Annotated in this window: 21 protein-coding genes and 1 riboswitch; of the genes, 16 read left to right on the top strand and 5 right to left on the bottom strand. The window is 69.4% G+C overall.

Annotated elements, in window-relative coordinates:
• Positions 1 to 164: 164 nt before the first annotated feature.
• Both HNP73_RS06025 and HNP73_RS06020 read left to right on the top strand, forming a co-directional pair.
• Entirely contained in the window at positions 165 to 893 is a 729-nt protein-coding gene (locus tag HNP73_RS06025; protein WP_184147681.1) for an SDR family oxidoreductase, read from the top strand.
• A gap of 14 nt (positions 894 to 907) precedes the next feature.
• The gene (locus tag HNP73_RS06020; protein WP_184147680.1) at positions 908 to 1,723 is read left to right on the top strand and encodes a sugar phosphate isomerase/epimerase family protein; all 816 of its coding nucleotides are present in this window, start codon (positions 908 to 910) and stop codon (positions 1,721 to 1,723) included.
• Positions 1,724 to 1,733: 10 nt separating this feature from the next.
• Here the strand turns inward: HNP73_RS06020 and HNP73_RS06015 are convergent, their stop codons facing one another.
• The gene (locus HNP73_RS06015; RefSeq protein ID WP_184147679.1) at positions 1,734 to 2,378 is read right to left on the bottom strand and encodes a hypothetical protein; all 645 of its coding nucleotides are present in this window, start codon (positions 2,376 to 2,378) and stop codon (positions 1,734 to 1,736) included.
• 128 nt (positions 2,379 to 2,506) lie between these two features.
• Here HNP73_RS06015 and HNP73_RS06010 point away from each other — a divergent pair, with 128 nt between their 5' ends.
• A complete protein-coding gene (locus tag HNP73_RS06010) occupies positions 2,507 to 3,409 on the top strand; it encodes a CPBP family intramembrane glutamic endopeptidase (protein ID WP_184147678.1) in 903 nt (300 codons plus the stop codon).
• Here HNP73_RS06010 and HNP73_RS06005 read toward each other — a convergent pair.
• Both HNP73_RS06005 and HNP73_RS06000 read right to left on the bottom strand, forming a co-directional pair.
• Positions 3,388 to 4,095 carry a response regulator gene (locus HNP73_RS06005; protein WP_184147677.1) on the bottom strand — a complete coding sequence of 236 codons (708 nt, stop codon included), beginning with the start codon at positions 4,093 to 4,095 and terminating at the stop codon, positions 3,388 to 3,390. The genes HNP73_RS06010 and HNP73_RS06005 overlap by 22 nt on opposite strands.
• Positions 4,096 to 4,113: 18 nt before the next feature.
• A complete protein-coding gene (locus HNP73_RS06000; RefSeq protein ID WP_184147676.1) occupies positions 4,114 to 4,623 on the bottom strand; it encodes a MarR family winged helix-turn-helix transcriptional regulator in 510 nt (169 codons plus the stop codon).
• Positions 4,624 to 4,792: 169 nt separating this feature from the next.
• Between HNP73_RS06000 and HNP73_RS05995 the strand changes: the two genes are divergently transcribed.
• The 12 genes from HNP73_RS05995 (at position 4,793) to HNP73_RS05940 (ending at position 17,483) form a co-directional block, all read left to right on the top strand.
• On the top strand, positions 4,793 to 5,677 hold the full coding sequence (locus HNP73_RS05995; protein ID WP_184147675.1) for a branched-chain amino acid aminotransferase: 885 nt from the start codon (positions 4,793 to 4,795) through the stop codon (positions 5,675 to 5,677).
• Positions 5,678 to 6,029: 352 nt separating this feature from the next.
• Positions 6,030 to 6,419 carry a ribosome silencing factor gene (gene rsfS, locus HNP73_RS05990; protein ID WP_425486617.1) on the top strand — a complete coding sequence of 130 codons (390 nt, stop codon included), beginning with the start codon at positions 6,030 to 6,032 and terminating at the stop codon, positions 6,417 to 6,419.
• Positions 6,420 to 6,455: 36 nt separating this feature from the next.
• Positions 6,456 to 6,929 (top strand): 23S rRNA (pseudouridine(1915)-N(3))-methyltransferase RlmH, encoded by a 474-nt coding sequence (gene rlmH / locus HNP73_RS05985; RefSeq protein WP_184147673.1) that lies wholly within the window; start codon positions 6,456 to 6,458, stop codon positions 6,927 to 6,929.
• A 389-nt stretch (positions 6,930 to 7,318) separates the two neighbouring features.
• Entirely contained in the window at positions 7,319 to 7,891 is a 573-nt protein-coding gene (gene petA, locus HNP73_RS05980; RefSeq protein WP_184147672.1) for a ubiquinol-cytochrome c reductase iron-sulfur subunit, read from the top strand.
• A gap of 9 nt (positions 7,892 to 7,900) precedes the next feature.
• The gene (locus HNP73_RS05975; RefSeq protein WP_184147671.1) at positions 7,901 to 9,217 is read left to right on the top strand and encodes a cytochrome b; all 1,317 of its coding nucleotides are present in this window, start codon (positions 7,901 to 7,903) and stop codon (positions 9,215 to 9,217) included.
• Positions 9,218 to 9,224: 7 nt separating this feature from the next.
• Complete coding sequence (locus HNP73_RS05970; protein ID WP_184147670.1) at positions 9,225 to 10,016, top strand: cytochrome c1; 792 nt, start codon at positions 9,225 to 9,227, stop codon at positions 10,014 to 10,016.
• A 29-nt stretch (positions 10,017 to 10,045) separates the two neighbouring features.
• Positions 10,046 to 10,699, top strand: coding sequence for a hypothetical protein (locus HNP73_RS05965; RefSeq protein ID WP_184147669.1), 654 nt, complete (start codon positions 10,046 to 10,048; stop codon positions 10,697 to 10,699).
• A gap of 243 nt (positions 10,700 to 10,942) precedes the next feature.
• Positions 10,943 to 12,058 carry a chorismate synthase gene (aroC, locus tag HNP73_RS05960; protein WP_184147668.1) on the top strand — a complete coding sequence of 372 codons (1,116 nt, stop codon included), beginning with the start codon at positions 10,943 to 10,945 and terminating at the stop codon, positions 12,056 to 12,058.
• A 260-nt stretch (positions 12,059 to 12,318) separates the two neighbouring features.
• A riboswitch (cobalamin riboswitch) is annotated at positions 12,319 to 12,514 on the top strand.
• A 92-nt stretch (positions 12,515 to 12,606) separates the two neighbouring features.
• Complete coding sequence (locus HNP73_RS05955) at positions 12,607 to 15,351, top strand: ribonucleoside-diphosphate reductase subunit alpha (RefSeq protein WP_184147667.1); 2,745 nt, start codon at positions 12,607 to 12,609, stop codon at positions 15,349 to 15,351.
• Entirely contained in the window at positions 15,348 to 16,439 is a 1,092-nt protein-coding gene (locus tag HNP73_RS05950) for a ribonucleotide-diphosphate reductase subunit beta (RefSeq protein ID WP_221288226.1), read from the top strand. The genes HNP73_RS05955 and HNP73_RS05950 overlap by 4 nt, the downstream gene beginning before the upstream one ends.
• Positions 16,430 to 16,657 carry a hypothetical protein gene (locus HNP73_RS05945; RefSeq protein ID WP_184147666.1) on the top strand — a complete coding sequence of 76 codons (228 nt, stop codon included), beginning with the start codon at positions 16,430 to 16,432 and terminating at the stop codon, positions 16,655 to 16,657. The genes HNP73_RS05950 and HNP73_RS05945 overlap by 10 nt, the downstream gene beginning before the upstream one ends.
• 10 nt (positions 16,658 to 16,667) lie before the next feature.
• Positions 16,668 to 17,483, top strand: a complete 816-nt coding sequence (locus tag HNP73_RS05940) for a cobalamin-binding protein (protein WP_184147665.1) — start codon at positions 16,668 to 16,670, stop codon at positions 17,481 to 17,483.
• Here HNP73_RS05940 and HNP73_RS05935 read toward each other — a convergent pair.
• Complete coding sequence (locus HNP73_RS05935) at positions 17,444 to 18,322, bottom strand: LysR family transcriptional regulator (RefSeq protein WP_184147664.1); 879 nt, start codon at positions 18,320 to 18,322, stop codon at positions 17,444 to 17,446. The two genes, HNP73_RS05940 and HNP73_RS05935, sit on opposite strands and share 40 nt — an antisense overlap.
• 96 nt (positions 18,323 to 18,418) lie before the next feature.
• Here HNP73_RS05935 and metE point away from each other — a divergent pair, with 96 nt between their 5' ends.
• The gene (gene metE, locus HNP73_RS05930; protein WP_184147663.1) at positions 18,419 to 20,728 is read left to right on the top strand and encodes a 5-methyltetrahydropteroyltriglutamate--homocysteine S-methyltransferase; all 2,310 of its coding nucleotides are present in this window, start codon (positions 18,419 to 18,421) and stop codon (positions 20,726 to 20,728) included.
• Here metE and HNP73_RS05925 read toward each other — a convergent pair.
• Positions 20,713 to 22,110, bottom strand: a complete 1,398-nt coding sequence (locus HNP73_RS05925; protein ID WP_184147662.1) for a short-chain fatty acyl-CoA regulator family protein — start codon at positions 22,108 to 22,110, stop codon at positions 20,713 to 20,715. The genes metE and HNP73_RS05925 overlap by 16 nt on opposite strands.
• Positions 22,111 to 22,304: the final 194 nt, after the last annotated feature.

The following is a 22,304-nucleotide window of genomic DNA, read 5'->3' as shown; positions in this document are numbered from 1 at the left end:
GACCAACAGAAGTCGACGTCGACCCCTCGCAGGGGCAGTCGCGGACGGATTTGTCACCCGCCAGATCCGTCGCTCAGGCACCGTCCCGCCCGATACCCCGCCACTTCTCCCGCGACCGACCAACCGACGACCCCTCTCCACCCCAAGCCCTTCGGAATCCCCACATGACCGACTTCAACGGACGCACCATCCTCGTCACCGGCGGCAGCGGCGGCATTGGCGGCGCGACGGTGCGCCAGCTCGTCGCTGCGAACGCCGACGTCATCGCCACCGGCCGCTCGGCGGAGGCACTCGACAAGATCGCCGCCGAGACCGGCTGCCGCACCCTTCAATTCGACCTCGCGAACGAGGACGAGGTGAAAGGCGCGATGGAGGGCCTCGACCTCTGGGGGCTCGTCAACTGCGGCGGCTTCGGCGGCGAGATCGCGACACCGATGGAGACCGACATCGCCGTCTTCGACAAGGTCATCGCCATCAACACCCGGGGCGCGCTCCTCGCCACCAAGTACGCCTCGCAGTCGATGGTGCGCCTCGGCAAGGGCGGCTCCATCGTCAACGTCTCGAGCCAGGCCGGCCTCGTGGCCCTCTGGGGCCACATCTCCTACGCCGCGTCGAAGGCGGCCCTCGACAGCATCACCCGCGTCTCGGCACTCGAACTCGGCAAGTACAGCATCCGGGTGAACAGCGTGAACCCGACCGTGGTGATGACGCCGATTTCCGCATGGTACTGGGGCCGCCCGGAGATCGCCGGCCCGTTCATCGAACAGATGCCGCTCGGCCGCTGGGCCACCGAGGAGGAGATCGCGGCGCCAATCGCCTTCCTTCTCTCCGACGCCGCGTCCATGATCACAGGAGTCACGCTGCCGATCGATGGTGGCTACACCTGCCGGTAACCGGGGGGAACCGGATGAGCTTCAACATCGCCTGCCAGACCTTCACCTGGGAGATGCTCGGACCCGCCTTCACCGGCGGGCCCGACGAGCTTCTCGCCGTGATCTCGGCCGGCGGCTACACCGGCATCGAGATCACCGACACGATGATCGGCACCTATGCCGACGAGCCGGAGGCGTTCGCCCGCGCGCTCGACGCCCGCGGCCTCACGCTCGTCGCCTTCGCCGTGGCCTCGCCCACCGGCTTCACCGTCCCGGGCGCGGCGGCCGCGGCCGACCTCGCGGCGATCCGCCGCTGGGTCGACTTCGCCGCCCGCTTCCCCGGCGCGGTGGTCTCGCTCGGCTCCGCCACCGCGGTCGACGACGGGCCGCGCGACGAGAAGCTCACCGTCGCCGCCGACATCTATAACCGCGCGGGCGAACTCGGCCGCGCAGCCGGGGTGGAGATCGCGCTGCACCCGAGTTCGCACCACGGCACGCTGCTCTTCGGACGGGCCGACTATGACGCGATCTTCGCCCTGCTCGACCCCGACCTCGTGGGCTGGGTCCCCGACACCGGGCACATCCTGCGCGGCCACCCGGACATCCTCGACACGCTTCGCGCCCACCAGGCGCGCATCCGATACCTGCACCTGAAGGATGTAGACACCAGCGGCACCTGGACGATGCTGGGCGAGGGCGCCTGCGACATTCCCGCGGTGATCGACATCGTCGCAGACGCGCCGCGCTTCAACGGCTGGCTCGTGGTCGAGGAGGAATCCGCCACCGCCGGGGACGACCCTGCCGCCGCGGTGAAGGCGAACCGCGCCACCATGCGGGAATTCGGCTACTGACCGGGCCGCGTCACGCCGGGGCTCGCCCCCGGTTCGCCGCCTGAATCGCCTTCGCGAGCGATGCCAGCTCGTTGAGGCTGGCCTGCGCGTCGGACTCGCCGGTGAAGCCGAGGCTCGACAACGCCACCGTGCGGCCGTTCACGTCGAGAAACGCCCGCCAGAACTGCCGGTCGAGACCAGCGATCGGCAGCCTCCCGCGATCCTCCACCAGCACATAATAGACCCCGCCACTCGAGCGTGTGGCGAGGATGCGCACCCGATCCGGCTGGCCGCTCCGCCCGAGCACCTCGCGGCCCTCGCGGCTCGTGACGAAATCCTCGAAGTCGCTCGATGCGTCGGCGTCGCCCTCGGCGGCGAGCAGGCTGCCGTCCGAAATGCTCGCGGTCAGCGCCACGCCCTTGCGGCCGTCGACGACCCCGGGCTTGCCGAGCAAGCCGCAGTCGGTCAGCAACACGAACGCCCCGCCCGCGGACTTGCGCGCCGTCGACGGATCGAGGCACCAGCCCCGGGGCGCCGCAATCGTCACCGCCGCACCGCCCACGTCGAACTGCGCCCGGCTCGGCGAGCCGCCCGGCAGCATCGACGGGTCGCAGGCCGCCAGCGCCGAAAGACCGGCAAGCCAGAAGGCCACTCGCCCGAATCGACCGATCCGCATCGCAGTCCTCCCGTTCGCCACCCGGGGGCTTCTCGTCCGGCCCCATCCCGTCTAGACGCGTTCCGTCAGACCCGTCCGGATTAGGCGAGCCCCCGGGCGGACTCAAGTCACAACGCCGCGGCCCGTAAATGCCTGCTGACCCATCCATCCGGACCACCCGGCCGACCACCCACCTGACCAGCCGCTTCGCGGCCTTCGTGGCACCGGCCCGCCCCCGCCCGGCACTCTGGCGCCTCGTCACCGGCACCGGCTTCGCCCTCGCGGGCTGGTTTGGCGCGGCCCTCGTCGTCATGCCCCGCGCCGGCGACGGCGCAAGTGGCGTTCTCCTCTTCCTCGCGAGCTTCGGCGGTCTCGTCCTCGGTCTTTCCGTCGCCGTGAGGCTCCTGCACCGCCGCAGCTTCGCGAGCCTCGTCGGGCCGGGCGGCCTCCGCCTCCGGCCGCTCGCGATCGGCGCGGGCGCCGCGCTCGGCGTTGCCGCCGTCTCGGGCACCGTCGCGGTCGCGATCGCGCCGCCGGTGCAGGGCCAGCCCGTGGCCGCATGGCTCCGGACCGCCCTCGTGGCGCTGCCGCTCATCGCGCTGCAAAGCACGGCGGAGGAGTTGCTCTTTCGCGGCTACCTGTTGCAGGGCCTCGCCGCCCGTTTCCGCTCGCGGCTCGTCTGGTTCGTGCTTCCGGCCGTCATCTTCGGCGCGCTGCACTGGAACCCGGCCGACTACGGTGCCGCGGCGCCACTCGCGGTCGCCTCCATCACGCTCTCGGGACTGCTCTTTGCCGACATCACCGTGCGCACCGGCAACCTCTCCGCCGCGATCGGCATCCACATCGCGACGAACGTCGTGGCGATCCTCGTCGTCTCGCCGCCCTCGACGCTCGACGGCCTCGCGCTCTTCATCCTCGTCCCCGGCAGCGGCGGAGCAGGCGGCACCGGCCCCCTCATCGCCCTCGACCTCGCGTTGACCCTCGCCGCCTGGGGCGTCTGGATCGCGCTCCGGCGCCGGATCCTCGCGCCTCAGTCCGGCGCCAGCATGTAGCCCGAACCCCGCACCGTCTGGAGATAGCGCGGCGCCTTCGGGTCATCCTCAAGCTTGCGCCGAAGCCGGGTGATCTGCACGTCGACCGCCCGCTCCTGCGCCTCGGCAATGCCGCCGCCCAGATCCTCTACCAGCTCCTGCCGGCTCACCGGCTCGTGCGGCCGCGCCGCCAGCATCCGCATGAGCATCGATTCGGTGGCGGTCAGCCGGATCATCTCCGGCCCGCGCCAGAGCTCGCCCCGGCCCATGTCGTAGCGCATGGCGCCCAGATGCAGCGTGCGCGGCGGCTCGTTGCGCGGCACGGGCTTCGGCGCCCGCCGGAGGATCGCGTTGATCCGCAAGAGCAGCTCGCGCGGCTCGAACGGCTTGCCGAGATAGTCGTCGGCCCCGGCCTCGAGCCCGCGAATCCGGTCCTCCGCGTCGCCCCGCGCGGTCAGCAGCAGGATCGGCGTCGTCATCGTCTCGCGAAGCGAGCCGGTAAGCGCCATCCCGTCCTCGCCCGGCATCATCACGTCGAGGACGATGAGGTCGACCTCAAGGCTCAGGAGCAGGTTGCGCGCGTGCCGGGCGTCGCGCGCGCCGCTCACCATGAACCCGTTGCGCGTCAGGAACTTCTGGAGCAGCGCGCGCAGGCGCGGGTCGTCATCGACAACAAGGATGTGCGTCTGGGTCTGGGTCTCGTTCATCTTCCCCTCACCCGCGCGTCACGGCCGGTCGAGCCAGCCGACCACCCGGGCGCGCAGCTCCGGGTCGATCATCTGCTCCAGCACCTTGCGAAAGCCCGCGACCGCCTCCGGCCCGGCGTTCGAGAACGCGGCCCGCATCCGCCGCCGCTGCGCCGCCGACAGCTCCTGCTCCAGCGCCTGTCCCGGCTCCGTGAGATAGAGATTCCGGTGTCGGCGGTCCTCGACGCCCACGCGGCTGTCCACGAGACCATCCTCGACCAGTTGGCGCAGCACCCGGTTCAGGCTCTGCTTCGTCACCCCGAGCAGGTCGATGAGTTCGTTCACCGTCAGCCCCGGCCGGCGGTTGATGAAGTGGATCGCCCGGTGGTGCGCCCGGCCGTACTCCCGCTCTTCGAGGATTCGGTCCGGGTCGGCGGTGAAGCCGCGATAGGCGAAGTACATGAGTTCGATCCCCTGCCGGAGCTGGTCGTCCGTCAGGAACAGGAGCTGCTCGCTTCGCGTCGGATTGGTGGTAAAGCCGGCCGCCATCTGGATTTTCCGCCCCCCGCTTCGGTCCCACTCCCGGGTCTTGGTCACACTTTATGTCAGGGATGTTGACATTCCAAGAACCAAATGATACGCCGGCCGGCGCCGCACGCAACAAACGGTCGCAATCGACCGGGAACGCGCAATCTATTTCGAGGAGAGGACGCCCGCCATGGCAGGTGCATACGACGACCGGGATGGCTTCATCTGGATGGATGGGGGCTTCGTGCCGTGGCGTGATGCAAAGGTGCACGTGCTGACCCATGCAATGCACTACGCCAGCTCGGTCTTCGAGGGCGAGCGCTGCTACAACGGCACGATCTTCAAGAGCCGCGAGCATACCGACCGCCTGCTCGCCTCCTGCGACCTGCTCGACATGCCGCATCCCTTCTCCGCCGACGAGATCGAGGCGGCGAAGGTCGCGACCCTCGAGAAGAACGGCTTCACCGACGCCTACGTCCGCCCGGTCATCTGGCGCGGCTCGGGCGAGGACATGGGCGTTGCCGCCGCGCGCAACCCGGTCCGCATGGCGATCGCCGTCTGGGAGTGGGGCGCCTATTACGGCGACGCCAAGATGAAGGGCGCGAAGCTCGACATCTCCAAGTGGAAGCGCCCGAGCCCGGAGACCATCCCCTGCCGGGCCAAGGCCGGCGGCCTCTACATGATCTGCACCATGTCGAAGCACGCCGCCGAGGCGAAGGGCTGCTCCGATGCGCTGATGATGGACTACCGCGGCTACGTCGCCGAGGCGACCGGTGCCAACGTGTTCTTCGTGAAGGACGGCGAGGTCCACACCCCGAAGCCCGACTGCTTCCTGAATGGCATCACCCGCCAGACCGTGGTCCAGATGCTGAAGGAGCGCGGCGTCACGGTGCACGAGCGCCACATCGAGCCCGCCGAGATGGCCGACTTCCAGCAGTGCTGGCTCACCGGCACCGCCGCCGAGGTGACCCCGGTCGGCTCGATCGGCGACTACTCCTTCGAGGTCGGCGAGCTCACCCGGTCGATCGCCGGCGACTACGAAAAGCTCGTCCGCGGCCAGCTCGTCGCGGCATAGGAGACCTTCGGGGCAGCCGGTCGCGGCTGCCCCGGGACCCGGCGGGAACCGCTTGCGTCCGGGATTGACGCGCCTGCAGGCACCGGCTGACCTGCCTTCGAGAGCTCTTGGCCGGCAGCCTCCGCCAGAGCGAAACACAGGCGGCTGCTGCGGCGGGGCCGCTCATCCTGGCACGAGAGGACCGGACCCGAAGCACGTGTCGCTGGCGCCGACATGGCAACCGCGGCATGACATATTTCCTTGACTATTCGCATCCTTGAGAAATGGCCGGATCTCCCCTACATTACTCATGCTCGCGCCGGGCTTCGCGGCGCAACCGCTAGGAGGAGTCGAGCTGACTCATCATGCTCCGGTGGCCTCGGCCACCACCCCCGAAGGGGCCTTCCTGCCTCTCGGGGAACGAACGGACAGCAGCGCACTGCTGTCGCTGATCCTCGCCTCGCTCGATGACGACAAGGCCGAGGACATCGTTTCGATCCCTCTCGCAGGCAAATCCGAGATGGCCGATCACATGGTGATCGCCAGCGGTCGCTCGACGCGTCAGGTGTCGGCGATCTCGGAGAAGCTCGCCGACCGGCTCAAGACCGATGCCCGGGTCGTGCCGCGCATCGAGGGCAAGGACGTGGGCGACTGGGTGCTGATCGACGCGGGCGATGTCATCGTCCACGTGTTCCGCCCCGAAGTCCGCGAGTTCTACCAGCTCGAGAAGATGTGGCAGCCGCAGACCGCCGCGACGGCGTGACCGCAGCTCGAGCCCATCTGAGCCCGCGCTGAACCGATGCGGGTGACGATTCTCGCCGTGGGCCGCGTGCGCGCCGGCCCCGAGGCGGATCTCGTCGCCGACTATCTCACCCGCTTCGACCGCACCGGCCGCCCCCTCGGTCTCGGTCCCGCCCATGTGGTCGAGGTCGAGGACAGGAAGAACGGCGGCCCACCCGCGGAGGCGGCCCTTCTCACAGCGGCACTCCCTCGCGGGGCGACGCTCGCAATCCTCGACGAGCGCGGCGAAACCCCCGACTCGCCCGGCTTCGCGCGCCACCTCCGCCGTCTCGCCGACAACGGCACCCGCGACCTCGCGATCGCGATCGGCGGCGCCGACGGCCTCGACCCGAGCTTCCGGACCCAGGCAAGCCTCTCATTCTCCTTTGGTCGCATGGTCTGGCCACACATGCTGGCCCGGGTCATGCTGGCCGAGCAGCTCTACCGCGCGGCCTCCATCCTCGCCGGCTCCCCCTACCACCGCGGCGGCTGAACCGGAGGGGACTCCGGCACCCGGCCCGGAGTTCGCCCGGAACCGACCCCATCGGGAGGCCGCCTCTGCCCCCCGCTGCTCTTCGCCGCCGCGATGTTCGCTCTCATCGCGCTCGACGTCTTCCGGTGACTGTGGAGCCGAATCACCCGGCCGCCGTCCAATGCCGGCAAATGGATCGGCCATGGCGAGCCCGCCAATGAGGCCTCGCCGCCGTCAGCGCCCTCAGAACCGCGTCCTCAGCCCGCCGGCCCTCGCCGGCTCGGTATCAAACCGGCTGGACCCGCGCCGCCTTAGGCTTTAATCCCGGATAAGCCGCTCTCTCGTTCGTGAGCGCGCCAACGAGGGGTGCCCCCGGGCGGGCACGAGAATAAGCTAAGGAGCGCAAACGCGTGGCCCAGGTAGACGAGCACGCCCACGAGCCGGCGGTCACCCGCAGAGATTTCCTCTATGTCGCCACCGGCGCGGCGGGTGGTATTGCAACAGCCGCGGCGGTCTGGCCGCTCATCAATCAGATGAACCCGAGCGCCGACGTACAGGCTCTCGCCTCGATCCAGGTCGATGTCTCGGCCGTCGAGGAAGGCAGCCAGCTCACCGTCAAGTTCCTCGGCAAGCCGGTGTTCATCCGTCGCCGCACGCCGGAAGACATCTCCGCCGCGCGCGAAACGCCGATGGGCCAGCTTCCCGACACGCTGGCGCGCAACGCCAACAAACCCGCCGATGCACCCGCGACCGACGAGAACCGCTCGATGGACGAGGCGGGCATCTGGCTGCTGATGACCGGCGTCTGCACCCACCTCGGCTGCGTGCCGATCGGTGAGGCCGGCGACTACGACGGCTGGTTCTGCCCTTGCCACGGCTCGCACTACGACACGGCCGGCCGCATCCGCAAAGGCCCGGCCCCCGAGAACCTGCACATCCCGGTGGCGTCGTTCGTCTCCGACACCGTCATCCAGCTCGGCTGAGGAAGCAAGATGAGCGGCATCCCGCACGATCACTACGAGCCGAAGTCCGGCTTCGCGAAATGGGTCGAGACCCGGCTTCCGGTTCTCTCGCTGATCCACTCCACCCTTTTCATCCCCACCCCGAAGAACCTCAACTGGATGTGGATCTGGGGTATCGTGCTCGCGTTCTGCCTCGTGCTGCAGATCGCCACCGGCGTTGCGCTGGTCATGCACTACACCCCGCACGTGACCCTCGCCTTTGCCTCCGTCGAGCACATCATGCGGGACGTGAACGCCGGCTGGGCGCTGCGCTACGTGCATTCCAACGGCGCGTCGCTGTTCTTCCTCGCGGTCTACCTGCACATCTTCCGGGGCATCTTCTACGGCTCCTACAAGGCACCGCGCGAGATCACCTGGATCATCGGCATGCTCATCTACCTGCTGATGATGGCAACGGCGTTCATGGGCTACGTTCTGCCCTGGGGCCAGATGTCGTTCTGGGGCGCCACGGTCATCACCGGGCTCTTCTCGGCGCTGCCGCTCGTCGGCCCCGATATCCAGACCTGGCTCCTCGGCGGGCCGGCGGTCGATAACGCCACGCTCAACCGCTTCTTCTCGCTGCACTATCTCCTGCCGTTCGTGATTGCCGGCCTCGTGATCGTCCACATCTGGGCCTTCCACACCACGGGCAACAACAACCCGACCGGCGTTGAAGTGCGGCGCGGCTCGAAGGAAGAGGTGAAGAAGGACACGCTGCCCTTCTGGCCCTACTTCGTGATCAAGGACCTTTTCGCGCTCCTGTTCGTCCTCACGATCTTCGCGGCGATCGTCGGGTTCATGCCGAACTTCTTCGGCCACCCGGACAACTACATCGAAGCGAACGCGCTGAAGACTCCGGCCCACATCGTGCCCGAATGGTACTTCCTGCCGTTCTACGCGATGCTGCGCGCCATCACCTTCGACATCCTCTTCATCAACTCGAAGCTCGCCGGCGTGCTGGTGATGTTCGGCTCGATCGCCGTCCTCGCCTTGCTGCCGTGGCTCGACACGAGCCGCACCCGCTCGGGGCGCTACCGGCCGATGTTCAAGGTCTGGTTCTGGCTCCTCGTGGCCGACTTCATGATCCTGATGTGGTGCGGCTCCATGCCACCGGAGCAGCCCTTCGTGATCATGAGCCAGCTCGGCACGCTCTACTGGTTCGTGTTCTTCCTGGTGATCCTGCCGGTCCTCGGCATCGTCGAGAAGCCGGGCACGCCGCCAGCGACCATCGAGGAAGATTTCGTCGCCCACTACGGCACGGGCGGAGAAGGCACGGCCAACGCCGCGCTCGGCAAGCCGGCCGAATGAGCGAGGGATGATCATGAAGCTCAAGACCACGCTCATTGCCGCCCTTGCGGCCACCACCCTCACCGGCGGCGCGGCGATGGCGGCCGAGGAGGCCCACGTCACCGACTACAGCTTCTCCTTCGAAGGGCCGTTTGGCCGGTTCGACCAGGGGCAGCTGCAGCGGGGCCTGCAGGTCTACTCCGAAGTCTGCGCAGCCTGCCACGGGCTGAAGTTCCTGCCCTACCGCGAGCTCGCGGAAGAAGGCGGGCCGGCGCTCCCCGAGGACCAGATGCGCGCCTTCGCCGCGCAGCACTCGGTGACCGACGCGGAAACCGGCGAAGACCGCCCGGCGATCCCGTCGGACCACTTCGCCGCGTCCAACGACCCGAACGCGCCGGACCTGACGCTGATGGCCAAGGCACGGGCGGGCTTCCACGGCCCGATCGGCCTCGGCATCAACCAGCTGCTGCACGGCATCGGCGGGCCGGAGTACATCGCCTCGCTGCTGCACGGCTACACCGGCGAGACCCGCGAAGAGGCCGGCGCCACGCTCTACGAGAACCACACCTTCCCGGGTGGCTGGATCTCCATGCCGCCGCCGCTCTCCGACGACCAGGTGACCTACGAGGACGGCACCCCCGCGACCCTTGAGCAGATGTCGCAGGACGTGGCCGCATTCCTCATGTGGTCCGCGGAGCCGAAGATGATGGCCCGCAAGGAAGCCGGCCTCACCGCCGTGCTCTTCCTCGCCGGCCTGACGGTGCTCCTGTGGTTCACCAACAAGAAGATCTGGGCGCCCCACAAGGGCAAGCACGTCTGACACCCGCGGCGGACACCACCGTCGCCCGCGTGCTCGCCGTCTTCACGGCGGCGAGCACCACCCCGGCCCTGATCGAGACCACGACCGGCACCGAGACGGTCCTGAAGTTCTCCGGCGCCGGGCCAGGCCCCTTCGGCCTCCTCGTGGAACTCCTTGCCCTCAAGCTGGCTGCCGCCCTCGGCGCCCCTGCGCCAGCCGCCCGGCCGCTTTGGCTTCCTGCCGGAATGCCGTGGACCGTCGGCACCGACGAATTCGATGGCATGCTCCTGCGCAGCACCGGCTGGAACCTCGGCATCGCCCTCATCCCCGGCGCTCGCCCGGCCACGCCGGAAGACATCGCCGCGGCCGACCCGGCCACCCTCGACGCCATCGCCCGCGCCGACGCCCTGCTCCAGAACATGGATCGCACCGCGCAGAACCCCAATCTCCTGATCGCGGACGGCCAGCTTCACGCCATCGACTACGATGCCTGCCTCTACCTCTCCCGCGCACTCGCCGGACGCCCGCGCAGCATGACGCTCCCCGCCGGACACCTGCTCGCCGGCCGCCCTCTGCCGCCCACACCCCTGCCGGCGATCGACGCGACGGCCCTCGCCGCTCTCGCGCCCGACGACTGGCTCGACTGCGCCAGCACCACCCGGGACGGCCTAGCCGCGGCCCTCGCCGCGTGGCTCGCCCCCTGAGGCCACGCACACGCGCGGCCCGGGTCTTCATACGGCCTTGAAACCTGGAGAGCAGTCGGTTTGCCGGCAACAGCCGGCAAACAAGTCAAGAGACTCTGCGCGCATCGCGCGCACCTTGTCGCGGCAACAGCCGCGTCCTCTCCTCGGCGAATCGCGTGTTCCAGCCAGTTGCGCCCGGATGTCGGCACCAGCCGACGTCGCCACCCCTTCCCGGGAGCCACGCCCTGCGCTAAGAGCCTCGCCATGTCCATGAACAGCTTCGGCCACCTCTTCCGCGTCACCACCTGGGGCGAGAGCCACGGGCCGGCCCTCGGCTGCGTCGTCGACGGCTGCCCGCCCGGCATCGCGCTCACCGAAGCGTCGATCCAGCCGTGGCTCGACGCCCGCCGCCCCGGCCAGAGCCGCTACACGACCCAGCGGCAGGAGGCCGATCAGGTCGAGATCCTGTCCGGTACTTTCGATGGCCGCACCACGGGCGCGCCGATCTCGCTCCTGATCCGCAACACCGACCAGCGGTCCAGGGACTATTCCGAGATCGCACCGAAGTTCCGCCCCGGCCACGCCGACATCACCTATCACCTGAAGTACGGTCTCCGGGACTATCGCGGCGGTGGGCGCTCTTCAGCGCGCGAAACGGCGGCCCGCGTCGCCGCCGGCGGCGTCGCCCGCGCAGCGCTTGCCGCTCTCGCCCCGGCGGTTCGCATCCGCGGCGCCCTGGTGCAGATGGGCGAGCGCCGGATCGACCGCGCGGCCTGGAACTGGGACGAGATCGGCAACAACCCGTTCTGGTGCCCCGACCGCGCAGCCGCCGCCGACTGGGCCAGCTACCTTGACGGCCTGCGCAAGTCCGGCAACTCGATCGGGGCCGTCATCGAACTTGTCGCCGAAGGCGTCCCTGCCGGCCTTGGTGCGCCGATCTACGGCAAGCTCGACAGCGACATCGCCGGCCTCATGATGACGATCAACGCCGTGAAGGGCGTCGAGATCGGCGCGGGCTTCGAGGCGGCCGCCCTCACCGGATCGGCCAACGCCGACGAAATCTTCATGGGCAACGACGGCCAGCCGCGCTTCAGCTCGAATCACGCCGGCGGCATCCTCGGCGGCATCTCGTCAGGCCAGGACATCGTCGTGCGCTTCGCCGTGAAGCCCACATCCTCGATCCTCTCGCCGCGCAAGACGATCACCGTCAGCGGCGAGGAGACCGACATCATCACCAGGGGCCGCCACGACCCCTGCGTCGGCATCCGCGCGGTGCCGGTCGGCGAGGCTATGCTCGCCTGCTGCCTCCTCGACCACCTCCTGCTCCACCGCGGCCAGATCGGCGACGCCGGTGGCCACATCGGCAAGCCGCGCGCCTGAAGCGTTGTCCGGTCGGACGGAATCCGTCCGATGGTGATCGCCGGAACCTGATGGCCTGGAGCGGTCGATCCGACGCGCCGGTTCGCCCGCTCTGGTTCATCGTCTCCTAGACCGCACCCATGCTGCGAGCTTCACGAGTTTCCAGGATTTGACCTCGAAAGCTCAGGTACCTCACCCGGCATTGGAGGGCGACGCCTTCGCAGCCCGGAGTTCAGGGGACGCCCGCTTGTCAAGGTGTTGACGCCGGCACGGCAAATGGCCCAATATGTTGTTGTCACGGTGCCGGCTCGGGCATGATCCCGCGTCGGAGAATAGGGAAGCCGGTGAAAATCCGGTGCTGCCCCCGCAACTGTAAGCGGCGCGCCCTCTCCATGATGCCACTGGCCGAGGCCGGGAAGGCGGGGAGAGGCGGCAAGAGCCGCGAGCCAGGAGACCTGCCGTGACAGGACATGAACCCGGGCGGGGTGCCCCGCGGGAGTCGTGCATGGGGCCCGCGCCCCGCGCCCGTGCGCCCCGCGACGCCCCGACCCAACGCAGCGGGGAAGCTGATGCAGGCGACGGAACTCTCTCACCCCACCCACCAGCAGGCGGGTCTTCAGGTCATCAAGCGCGACGGCCGCCTCGTGCCGTTCGACGCGACCAAGATCGCGGTGGCGCTCGGCAAGGCGTTCCTCGCCGTGGAAGGCGAGGGCGCCCGTGGCTCGGAGCGGGTGCATGATCTGGTCGAGGCGATGACCGTAGCGATCTCGGCCGCCATCGCGCGCCGGCAGGTGGCACGGATCGCGATCGAGGACATCCAGGACCTCGCGGAGCTGGCGCTGATGCGCGGCGGTCACCACAAGATCGCCCGCGCCTATGTGCTCTGGCGCGAGGCCCGCGCCGCCGGACGTGCGGCCGAGGCCGCGCCCGCGCCGCAGCGCTGGATGCACGATGCCGCGGGCGCGCGGGTGCCGCTTGACGTCGCGGCGCTGCGGGCGCGGGTCGAGGCGGCCTGCGACGGGCTCGCGGACGTCTCGGCCGAGGCGGTGACGGACCGGGTGCTGAACACGCTTTATGACGGGGTGACGGCGGCGGAACTCGACGAGGCGCTGATCCTCGGGGCGCGGAGCCTGATCGAGACCGATCCCGGTTACAGCTTCGTCGCCGCGCGGCTGCTTGCCGACCGCATCCGGGGCGAGGCGATGGCGGCGGTGCTCGGTCGGGCCGAAGAGACCGACCTCGCGGTCTACTTCCCGGCGTTCGTCGCGCATGGCATCCGGGCGGGCCTGCTCGACCCGGCGCTCGCGGCGTTCGACCTGCCCCGGCTTGCGGCGGCCCTCAGGCCGGAGCGCGACCGGCGCTTCCAGTATCTCGGGCTCCAGACGCTGCACGATCGCTACTTCCTGCATGAGGACGGCGTGCGCTTCGAGCTGCCCCAGGCGTTCTTCATGCGCGTCGCCATGGGGCTGGCGCTGCGTGAGAAGTTCCGCGACGGGCGGGCGATCGAGTTCTACGAACTGCTCTCGTCGTTCGATTTCATGGCCTCGACGCCGACGCTGTTCAACTCCGGCACGCCGCGCCCGCAGCTTTCATCCTGCTTCCTGACGACGATCCCCGACGATCTCGACGCGATCTTCAGCGGCATCCGCGACAACGCGCTGCTCGCGAAGTATTCCGGCGGCATCGGCAACGACTGGACCCCGGTGCGGGGCCTCGGTGCCCACATCAGGGGGACGAACGGCGAGAGCCAGGGGATCGTTCCGTTTCTGAAGGTCGCGAACGATACGGCGATCGCGGTCAATCAGGGCGGCAAGCGCAAGGGCGCGGTCTGTGCCTACCTCGAGACGTGGCATATCGACGTCGAGGAGTTCCTCGACCTGCGCAAGAACACCGGCGATGACCGGCGCCGCACCCATGACATGAACACCGCGAACTGGGTGCCCGATCTCTTCATGGAGCGGGTGGAGGCCGACGGGCCGTGGACGCTGTCCTCGCCCGACGAGGTGCCGGAACTGCACGAGCTGACCGGCTCCGCGTTCCGCGCCGCCTACGAGGCCGCCGAGGCGCGCGCCGCCGCGGGGGGACTCCGCGTCCACCGCCGCACCCGGGCGGTCGATCTCTGGCGGCGGATGCTCTCGATGCTGTTCGAGACCGGTCATCCGTGGATCACCTTCAAGGATCCCTGCAACATCCGCTCGCCGCAGGGACACGTGGGCACGGTGCATTCCTCGAACCTCTGCACCGAGATCACCCTCAACACCTCGACGGACGAGGTCGCAGTCTGCAACCTCGGCTCGGTCAACCTCGCCGCGCATGTGACGCCGGACGGGCTCGACCGGGCGAAACTCGCGCGGACCGTGGCGACGGCGATGCGGATGCTCGACAACGTCATCGACGTGAACCTCTACACGATCCCGCAGGCCGAACGCTCGAACCTGCGCCACCGGCCGGTCGGGCTCGGGCTCATGGGCTTCCAGGACGCGCTCCAGACCCTGTGCATCCCGTATTCCTCCGAGGCGGCGGTCGCGTTCGCGGACGAGAGCATGGAGGCGATCTCCTTCCACGCGATCACCGCGTCCTGCGATCTCGCCGACGAGCGCGGTGCCTACGCGAGCTTCGCGGGCTCGCTCTGGAGCCGGGGCGTCCTGCCGTGCGACTCGCTCGAACTGCTCGCCGAGGCGCGGGGCGGCGCGGTCTTCGACACGAGCGCCCGGCTCGACTGGACCGGGCTCCGGGAGCGGGTGAAGCGGGGCATGCGCAACTCGAACTGCCTCGCGATCGCGCCGACGGCGACGATCTCGAACATCTGCGGTGTCAGCCAGTCGATCGAGCCGGCGTTCCAGAACCTCTACGTGAAGTCGAACATGTCGGGCGAGTTCACCCAGGTGAACGCCGCCCTCGTCGCCGATCTCAAGGTCCGCGGCCTCTGGGACGAGGTGATGATCTCGGATCTGAAGTACCACGACGGCGCGCTCGGCCCGATTGCGCGGGTGCCGGAGGATCTGAAGGCGCTCTACGCAACCGCGTTCGAGATCGCGCCGGACTGGCTGGTCCGCGCGGCGGCCCGCCGGCAGAAGTGGATCGATCAGGCGCAGAGCCTCAACCTCTACATGGCCGAGCCCTCGGGCCGGAAGCTCGACGCGCTCTATCGCCTCGCGTGGAAGTCGGGCCTCAAGACCACCTACTACCTGCGCGCCAAGGCGGCGACGCGGGTCGAGAAGTCGACGCTCTCCGGTGCCGACAACACCCTCAACGCCGTGATGGTCTCGGGCGTCTGCTCGCTCGACGATCCGACCTGCGAGGCCTGCCAGTGACGGATCCGACAATGCTCGACCTCAACGCAACCGGGCCAAGCGCCACCGGTCTGGGCGCGATCGACCGCACGGGCGGCCGCGTCACCGTCTCGGACAAGGCGATGATCAACGCCCGGGCCGACGTGAACCAGCTCCTGCCGCTCAAGTACCGCTGGGCGTGGGAGAAATACCTTTCGGCGTGCAACAACCACTGGATGCCGACCGAGGTCTCCATGCAGGCCGATATCGCGCTCTGGAAGGGCAACGCGCTCTCCGACGACGAGCGGCGGATGGTGAAGCGCAACCTCGGCTTCTTTGCCGCGTCCGAAAGCCTCGTCGCGAACAACATCGTCCTCGCGGTCTACCGCAATCTCACGAACCCCGAATGCCGGCAGTATCTGCTCCGGCAGGCGTTCGAGGAGGCGGTGCACACCCACACCTTCCAGTACATCGTCGAGAGCCTCGGGCTCGACGAGGGCGAGCTCTTCAACATGTACCGCGAGGTGCCCTCGATCACCGACAAGGCGGCGTGGGCGCTCGAGCACACGAAGGCGCTGGAGGATCCGGGCTTTCGGACCGGCACGGAGGCTGCCGACCGGGCGTTCCTGCGGGATCTCGTCGCGTTCTACGTCGTCTTCGAGGGGATGTGGTTCTACACCGGCTTCGCGCAGATCCTCTCGCTCGGCCGGCGCAACCGCATGGTCGGGATCGCCGAGCAGTACCAGTACATCCTGCGCGACGAGAGCCTGCATCTGAACTTCGGGATCGACGTCATCAACCAGATCAAGGCGGAGAACCCCCGCCTCTGGAGCGACGCCTTTCAGGCGGAGGTGCGCGCGATGATCGGCGAGGCGGCGGAGCTCGAAGCGGCCTACGCGCGCGACACGATGCCGACCGGGCTGCTCGGGCTGACGGCGGAGCTTTGCGGCGACTACATGCGCTTCATCGCCAACCGCCGCTGCGCGCAGCTTGGCCTCGGCGCGCTGTTCGCGCCCACCGAGAACCCGTTCCCGTGGATGTCCGAGACGATCGACCTCCGGAAGGAGAAGAACTTCTTCGAGACCCGTGTGACCGAGTACCAGACCGGTGGCGCGTTGTCGTGGGACTGAACGGGCCAGTCCCGGCGAACGCCGAGGCGGCGTTCCTCGCATGGTCGCTGGCACTGCCGGCGGGGGCCGACGCCCGGGCGGCCGCCCGCCTCGCGCTCGCGGCACTGCCATCAGCCGGCGGGGCTGACCTTCTCCGCCTGCGCGGGTATCTTGCGACCGCGGCGCGGACCGGCGCCGCGATGCCGCGCGGCCGGAGGCGCCGCCGGTCCGCGAACTGAGAGGCAGGCCATGCGCCGCTTTCCGCCCGAACGCATCGTCTGCCTGACCGAGGAGACCGTGGAGACCCTTTATCTCCTTGGCGAGGATGCGCGCATCGTCGGCATTTCGGGCTACGCGGTGCGCCCGCCCCGCGTCCGGCGCGAGAAGCCGCGGGTCTCGGCCTTCACCTCCGCCGATGTGCCGGCGATCCGCGCACTCGAACCCGATCTCGTGCTGACGTTCTCCGATCTTCAGGCGCCGATCGTCGCCGAGATCGTCCGGGCCGGCATCGCGGTTCACGCCTTCAACCAGCGTGATCTCGCCGGCATCCTCGCGATGATCCGCACCCTAGGGGCGCTCGTCGGGGCCAGCGACCGGGCCGAGGCGCTCGCCACCGGCTACGAGCGGCGGCTGGAGGAAATCCGCGCCGCCCGCGCTGCGGGGCCGCGCCTGCGGGTCTACTTCGAGGAGTGGGACGAGCCGATGATCTCCGGCATCGGCTGGGTGTCGGAACTCGTGGCCATCGCCGGCGGCGAGGATGTCTTCGCCGAACTCGCCCGCGCGCCGGAGGCGACCGGCCGCATCGTGACGCCCGAGGCGGTGATTGCTGCGGCGCCCGAGGTGATCCTCGCGTCGTGGTGCGGCAAGAAGGTGCGGGCCGAGCGGATCGCCGCCCGTCCCGGCTTCCCGACGATCCCCGCCGTTCGCGACGGGCGCATCGTCGAGATCAAGTCACCGATCATCCTCCAGCCCGGCCCGGCGGCGCTGACTGACGGGCTCGATGCCATCATCGCCGCGCTCGACGGTCAGGCCGATCCGGCGAGGTCGATGAAGGCCTCCACGTAGTCAATCGGCGTATCGCCGGTGCGGCGGCCGATGTGGATGCTCTTGGCGATCCCCTCCGGCCCGAGCCGCAGCGAGCGGATGGCGAGGCTCGCGCGATACTCCTCGATCAGCCAGTCGGGCAGGGCGGTCACTCCGCGCCCGGCCGCGACCATCTGCAACATGATGTCGGTTGTCTCGATCACCTTCACCGCGCTGGGCAGGCACCGGCCGGGGACGAGAAACTGCGTGTAGACATCGAGCCGCTCGGGCGAGACCGGGTAGGTGATGAGAACTTCGCCCGTCAGGTCGGAAGGCTCGGCCACGTCGCCCGCCAGCGGATGCCCCTCGGCCACCGCGAGGCGCATCTCGTAGTCGAAGACCGGCTGGTAGGCGAGGCCCGGCCGCTCTACCGGGTCGGGGGTGATCAGAAGGTCGATCTCGTGGCCGAGGAGCGCGCCGACGCCGCCGAACTGGAACGCCTGGCGTACGTCCACATCGACCTGTGGCCAGTCGCGCAGGTAGGGCTCGACGACCCTGAGCAGCCAGCGGTAGCAGGGGTGGCACTCCATCCCGATCCGGAGCATCCCCCTCTGGCCGCGCGCGAAGTCCTTCAGCGTCGCCTCGGCCTGTTCGAGCTGCGGCAGCACCCGGGCGGCGAGCGCGATCAGGTGGCGCCCCGCCTGTGTCGCCCGGAGGCCGCGGCCCTCCTTCTCCCAGAGCGCCACACCGGCCTGTGCCTCCAGCCGGCGGATGGCATGGCTGAGCGCCGACTGCGTGAGGTTCAGGACATCGGCGGCGGCGGTGACGCTGCCGAGCCGATCGGTCTCGCGCAGGATCGCGAGGTGCTGGCGCTCGATCATTCGCATGACTCCAAGTCATAGACACCGGAGGAAATGCCATTTCTAATCATGAAATGCCATCCCTATGGTTCGCGCCATCAAGGATGGAGAGAGACAATGGCCATTGCGGCGAATCTGGGCTTCCCGCGCATCGGCGCGCACCGCGAGCTGAAGGCCGCCATCGAGGCGTATTGGAAGGGCGAGACCGATGCGGCGGCGCTCGCCGCGACGGCGGCGGACCTGCGCGCCCGGCACTGGACGACGCAGCGGGCGGCCGGGATCACGGTGATTCCGTCGAACGACTTCTCGCTCTACGATCAGATGCTCGACATGACCGCGACCCTCGGTGCGGTGCCGGCCCGCTTCGGCCCGATCGGGGGCGAGGTGAGCCTCACCACGTACTTTGCCATGGCCCGGGGCGCCAAGGGCGTGCCGGCGATGGAGATGACGAAGTGGTTCGATACGAACTACCACTTCATCGTGCCGGAGGTGAGCGCCGGGCAGAGCTTCCGCCTCGCGAGCCTGAAGGCGGTGCGCGAGTTCGAGGAGGCGAAGGCCCTCGGCATCCACACCCGTCCGGTGATCATCGGCCCGGTCACCTGGCTCGCCCTCGCCAAGAGCCGTACGCCGGGCCTTGCGCCGCTGGAGCTGCTGCCGGCGGTCCTGCCGGTCTACCGCGAGCTGCTGGACCGCCTCGCGGCCGCCGGCGCCGACCGTGTGCAGGTCGACGAGCCGATCCTCGCCACCGACCTCGGGGAATTCCACCGCGCCGCCTTCTGGACCGCCTACGACGAACTGGCGAACGCCGCGCCGAAGCTCATGGTCGCGACGTACTTCGGCGCGCTTGGCCCGAACCTCGATGTGGCGACGAAGCTGCCGGTGGACGGTCTGCATGTCGACCTCGTGCGCGCGCCCGAGCAACTGGAGCCGGTCCTTGCCGCGCTTGCCCCCGGTGCCCGGCTCTCGCTCGGGGTGGTAGACGGCCGCAACGTCTGGCGTGCGAGCCTGGAGGCGGCGCTTGCGCCGGTCGCCCGTGCGGTCGCCGTTCTCGGCACCGATCGGGTCGAGGTCGCGCCGTCGTGCTCGCTGCTGCACGTGCCCTTCGACACGGGGCTCGAAAAGGAGCTGGATGCCGAGGTTCATTCCTGGCTCGCCTTCGCGCACCAGAAGCTTGAGGAGGTGGCGGCGCTCACCGCCGCCGCCAACGGCGATCGCGCGGCCGTCGCACTGGCGTTCGAGCGGAGCGCGGTCGTCGCCATGGCGCGGGCGTCCTCGCGCCGAATCCACAACGCAGGGGTGAAGGCGCGGGTCGCCGGCGTCGGAGCCGATGACCTCGCCCGGCGCAGTCCCTACGCGACGCGCGCCGTGGTGCAGGACGCGCGGCTCGGTCTGCCGATCCTGCCAACCACCACCATCGGCTCCTTCCCGCAGACCGCCGAGGTGCGCCGCGCCCGGGCCGACGCCCGCAAGGGCCGGATCACCGCCGCCGACTACGACGCCTTCCTCGAACGCGAGACCGAGGCCTGCGTCCGCTTTCAGGAGGCGGCCGGGCTCGACATGCTGGTGCATGGCGAGTTCGAGCGGAACGACATGGTGGAGTGCTTCGGCGAGCAGCTCTCGGGCTTCGCCTTCACCCGCCACGGCTGGGTCCAGTCCTACGGCTCGCGCTGTGTGAAGCCGCCGCTGATCTTCGGTGACGTCGCGCGCCCCGAACCAATGACCGTGCGCTGGTCGCGGTTCGCGCAATCGTTGACCGACCGGCCGATGAAAGGAATGCTGACTGGCCCGGTCACCATCCTGCAATGGTCGTTCGTGCGGGATGACCAGCCGCGGAGCGTCACCTGCCGCCAGATCGCACTTGCGATCCGTGACGAAGTCGTCGATCTCGAAGCCGCCGGCCTGCCCGCGATCCAGATCGACGAGCCGGCGCTGCGCGAGGGGCTGCCGCTTCGGCGCGCCGACTGGGAGGCCTATCTGGGCTGGGCTGTCGACGCCTTCCGCCTCAGCGCCGCCGGCGTGCGGGACGAGACGCAGATCCACACCCACATGTGTTACTCCGAGTTCAACGACATCATGCCGGCGATCGCCCGGATGGACGCCGACGTGATCTCGATCGAGACCTCGCGCTCGGACATGGAACTGCTCGCCGCGTTCTCCGATTTTGCCTATCCGAACGAAATCGGCCCCGGCGTCTGGGACATCCACTCGCCGCGCGTCCCGGACGAGGAGGAGATCGTCGGTCTCCTGCGAAAGGCGCTCGCGGTCATCCCGGCGGAACGGCTCTGGGTGAACCCGGACTGCGGCCTCAAGACCCGTGGATGGGCAGAGGCCGAGGCGGCAACCCGTAACATGGTCGCCGCCGCCCGGCAGTTGCGCGCGACGTTTGCGGACTCCGGGAGCTCGATCACCGCTCAGCCCGCCGAGTAGGGTGCGAAGCGGCTGACGCCTGCGTCGGCGGCCAGTGGGCGGCCGGAGGGCGGGAAGGCGCGTTGCGGGCACGCCGGCCGGTCGCAGATCCGGCACCCCGCGCCGATCGGCGTTGCCGCGGCCGGATCGCGCAGGTCGAGGCCGCGGGAATAGACCAGCCGGTCGGCGTGGCGCAGATCGCACCCCATGGCGATGGCGAAGGTCTTTTCCGGCGCGCCGAAGCCGCCGGTGCTGCGGCTGACGGTGCGGGCGATCCAGAGATAGCTTCGCCCGTCCGGCATCTGCGCGATCTGGGTCAGGATCTCGCCCGGCCGGGCGAAGGCCGCGTAGATCGTCCACAGCGGGCAGTTGCCGCCGATCCGGGAGAAATGGAAGTCCGTTGCCGACTGCCGCTTGGAGATGTTCCCGGCGCGGTCGGTGCGGATGAAGAAGAACGGCACGCCGCGCGCTTCGGGACGCTGCAGCGTCGAGAGCCGGTGGCAGGTGGTCTCGAAGCCGACGCCGAAGCGGCGGCCGAGCAGGTCGATGTCATAGCCGACCGCCTCGGCCGCATCGAGGAACGCCCCGTACGGCATCAGGAGGGCGCCGGCGAAGTAGTTGGCGAGGCCGGTCCGCACCAGCCGGTCCGCCTCGGCGCTGCGAAACTCGGCCTCGCCGGCAAGGGTGTCGATGATCCCGCCGCATTCGAGGAACGCGAGCTGCGTTGCCATCTGAAAGGCCCGCTGACCGAGGGAAATCCGTGGCGACAGCCTGAGCGCCCGAGAGGCGGGATCCCAGGCGCGGAGCGTGCCGGAGACCGCCTCCTCGATCCGCACGCCGTGCTGCGCGCCGAGCCGCGCCGCGAGGCCCTCGGCCATCCGACCGACGGGCAGCGCGGCCTCGTCCGCGAGCCGCTCGGCGGCCGTGTCGAGCGGCGCGAGGTAGTTGCGTCGGGCGAAGAAGAAGTCGCGCACCTCCTCGAAGGGCGCTGGCGTCGTCACGCCGGTTCCGGTGCCGGCGCCGAGCCGCGCCGCGAGCGCGTCCGCCCGCTCGTTCGCCTCGCGCGCGCCCCGGTGCAGCGCGAGGATTGCCCGGGCAATGCCCGGCATGTTCCCGGCGATCTCCCGCACTTCCGCGAGCGCGGCAGCCGGCCCCTGCTCGGAGAGCACCGCGCGCAGGTCGGCCACGAGCCGCGCTTCCTCGGCCTCGGCGAAGAGCTGGACGTCGAGGCCGAAGACCGCGTTCAGCTTCAGGAGCACGGGCACGGTCAGCGGCCGCTGGTTCTGCTCGATCTGGTTCAGATAACTCGGGCTCAGTTCGAGGGTGCGCGCCAGCGCCGCCTGTGTCAGGCCGCGCTCCTCGCGGAGCCGGCGCAGGCGCACGCCCATGAAGGCCTTCTTCATCGCCACATCCTTCGCAACATTCGCAAACCCGAGCCCCCTCGTTCGCATTATTACGCAAATTCAGCCATTTAGGCGCATCCAGCCTGCGGATAGCGTCCCCCTCATCGAACCGCAAGCAGGGAGACGCGCCGATGTCGCAAAGGGGTTTTCAGATGGTGAGCCTCGTCGAGCCGGCCGTCTCCGCGCCTGTCGAG

Source organism: Amaricoccus macauensis (assembly GCF_014201905.1).
In the GTDB taxonomy this organism is placed as follows: domain Bacteria; phylum Pseudomonadota; class Alphaproteobacteria; order Rhodobacterales; family Rhodobacteraceae; genus Amaricoccus; species Amaricoccus macauensis.
This window is presented reverse-complemented; position numbering and strand designations above follow the sequence as displayed.

Coding starts and splice junctions, on each gene's coding strand:
- HNP73_RS06025 (WP_184147681.1), top strand. CDS start 165: ATGACCGACTTCAACGGACGCACCATCCTCGTCACCGGCGGCAGCGGC.
- HNP73_RS06020 (WP_184147680.1), top strand. CDS start 908: ATGAGCTTCAACATCGCCTGCCAGACCTTCACCTGGGAGATGCTCGGA.
- HNP73_RS06015 (WP_184147679.1), bottom strand. CDS start 2,378: ATGCGGATCGGTCGATTCGGGCGAGTGGCCTTCTGGCTTGCCGGTCTT.
- HNP73_RS06010 (WP_184147678.1), top strand. CDS start 2,507: ATGCCTGCTGACCCATCCATCCGGACCACCCGGCCGACCACCCACCTG.
- HNP73_RS06005 (WP_184147677.1), bottom strand. CDS start 4,095: ATGAACGAGACCCAGACCCAGACGCACATCCTTGTTGTCGATGACGAC.
- HNP73_RS06000 (WP_184147676.1), bottom strand. CDS start 4,623: ATGGCGGCCGGCTTTACCACCAATCCGACGCGAAGCGAGCAGCTCCTG.
- HNP73_RS05995 (WP_184147675.1), top strand. CDS start 4,793: ATGGCAGGTGCATACGACGACCGGGATGGCTTCATCTGGATGGATGGG.
- rlmH (WP_184147673.1), top strand. CDS start 6,456: ATGCGGGTGACGATTCTCGCCGTGGGCCGCGTGCGCGCCGGCCCCGAG.
- HNP73_RS05975 (WP_184147671.1), top strand. CDS start 7,901: ATGAGCGGCATCCCGCACGATCACTACGAGCCGAAGTCCGGCTTCGCG.
- HNP73_RS05970 (WP_184147670.1), top strand. CDS start 9,225: ATGATCATGAAGCTCAAGACCACGCTCATTGCCGCCCTTGCGGCCACC.
- aroC (WP_184147668.1), top strand. CDS start 10,943: ATGTCCATGAACAGCTTCGGCCACCTCTTCCGCGTCACCACCTGGGGC.
- HNP73_RS05955 (WP_184147667.1), top strand. CDS start 12,607: ATGCAGGCGACGGAACTCTCTCACCCCACCCACCAGCAGGCGGGTCTT.
- HNP73_RS05940 (WP_184147665.1), top strand. CDS start 16,668: ATGCGCCGCTTTCCGCCCGAACGCATCGTCTGCCTGACCGAGGAGACC.
- HNP73_RS05935 (WP_184147664.1), bottom strand. CDS start 18,322: ATGATCGAGCGCCAGCACCTCGCGATCCTGCGCGAGACCGATCGGCTC.
- metE (WP_184147663.1), top strand. CDS start 18,419: ATGGCCATTGCGGCGAATCTGGGCTTCCCGCGCATCGGCGCGCACCGC.
- HNP73_RS05925 (WP_184147662.1), bottom strand. CDS start 22,110: ATGAAGAAGGCCTTCATGGGCGTGCGCCTGCGCCGGCTCCGCGAGGAG.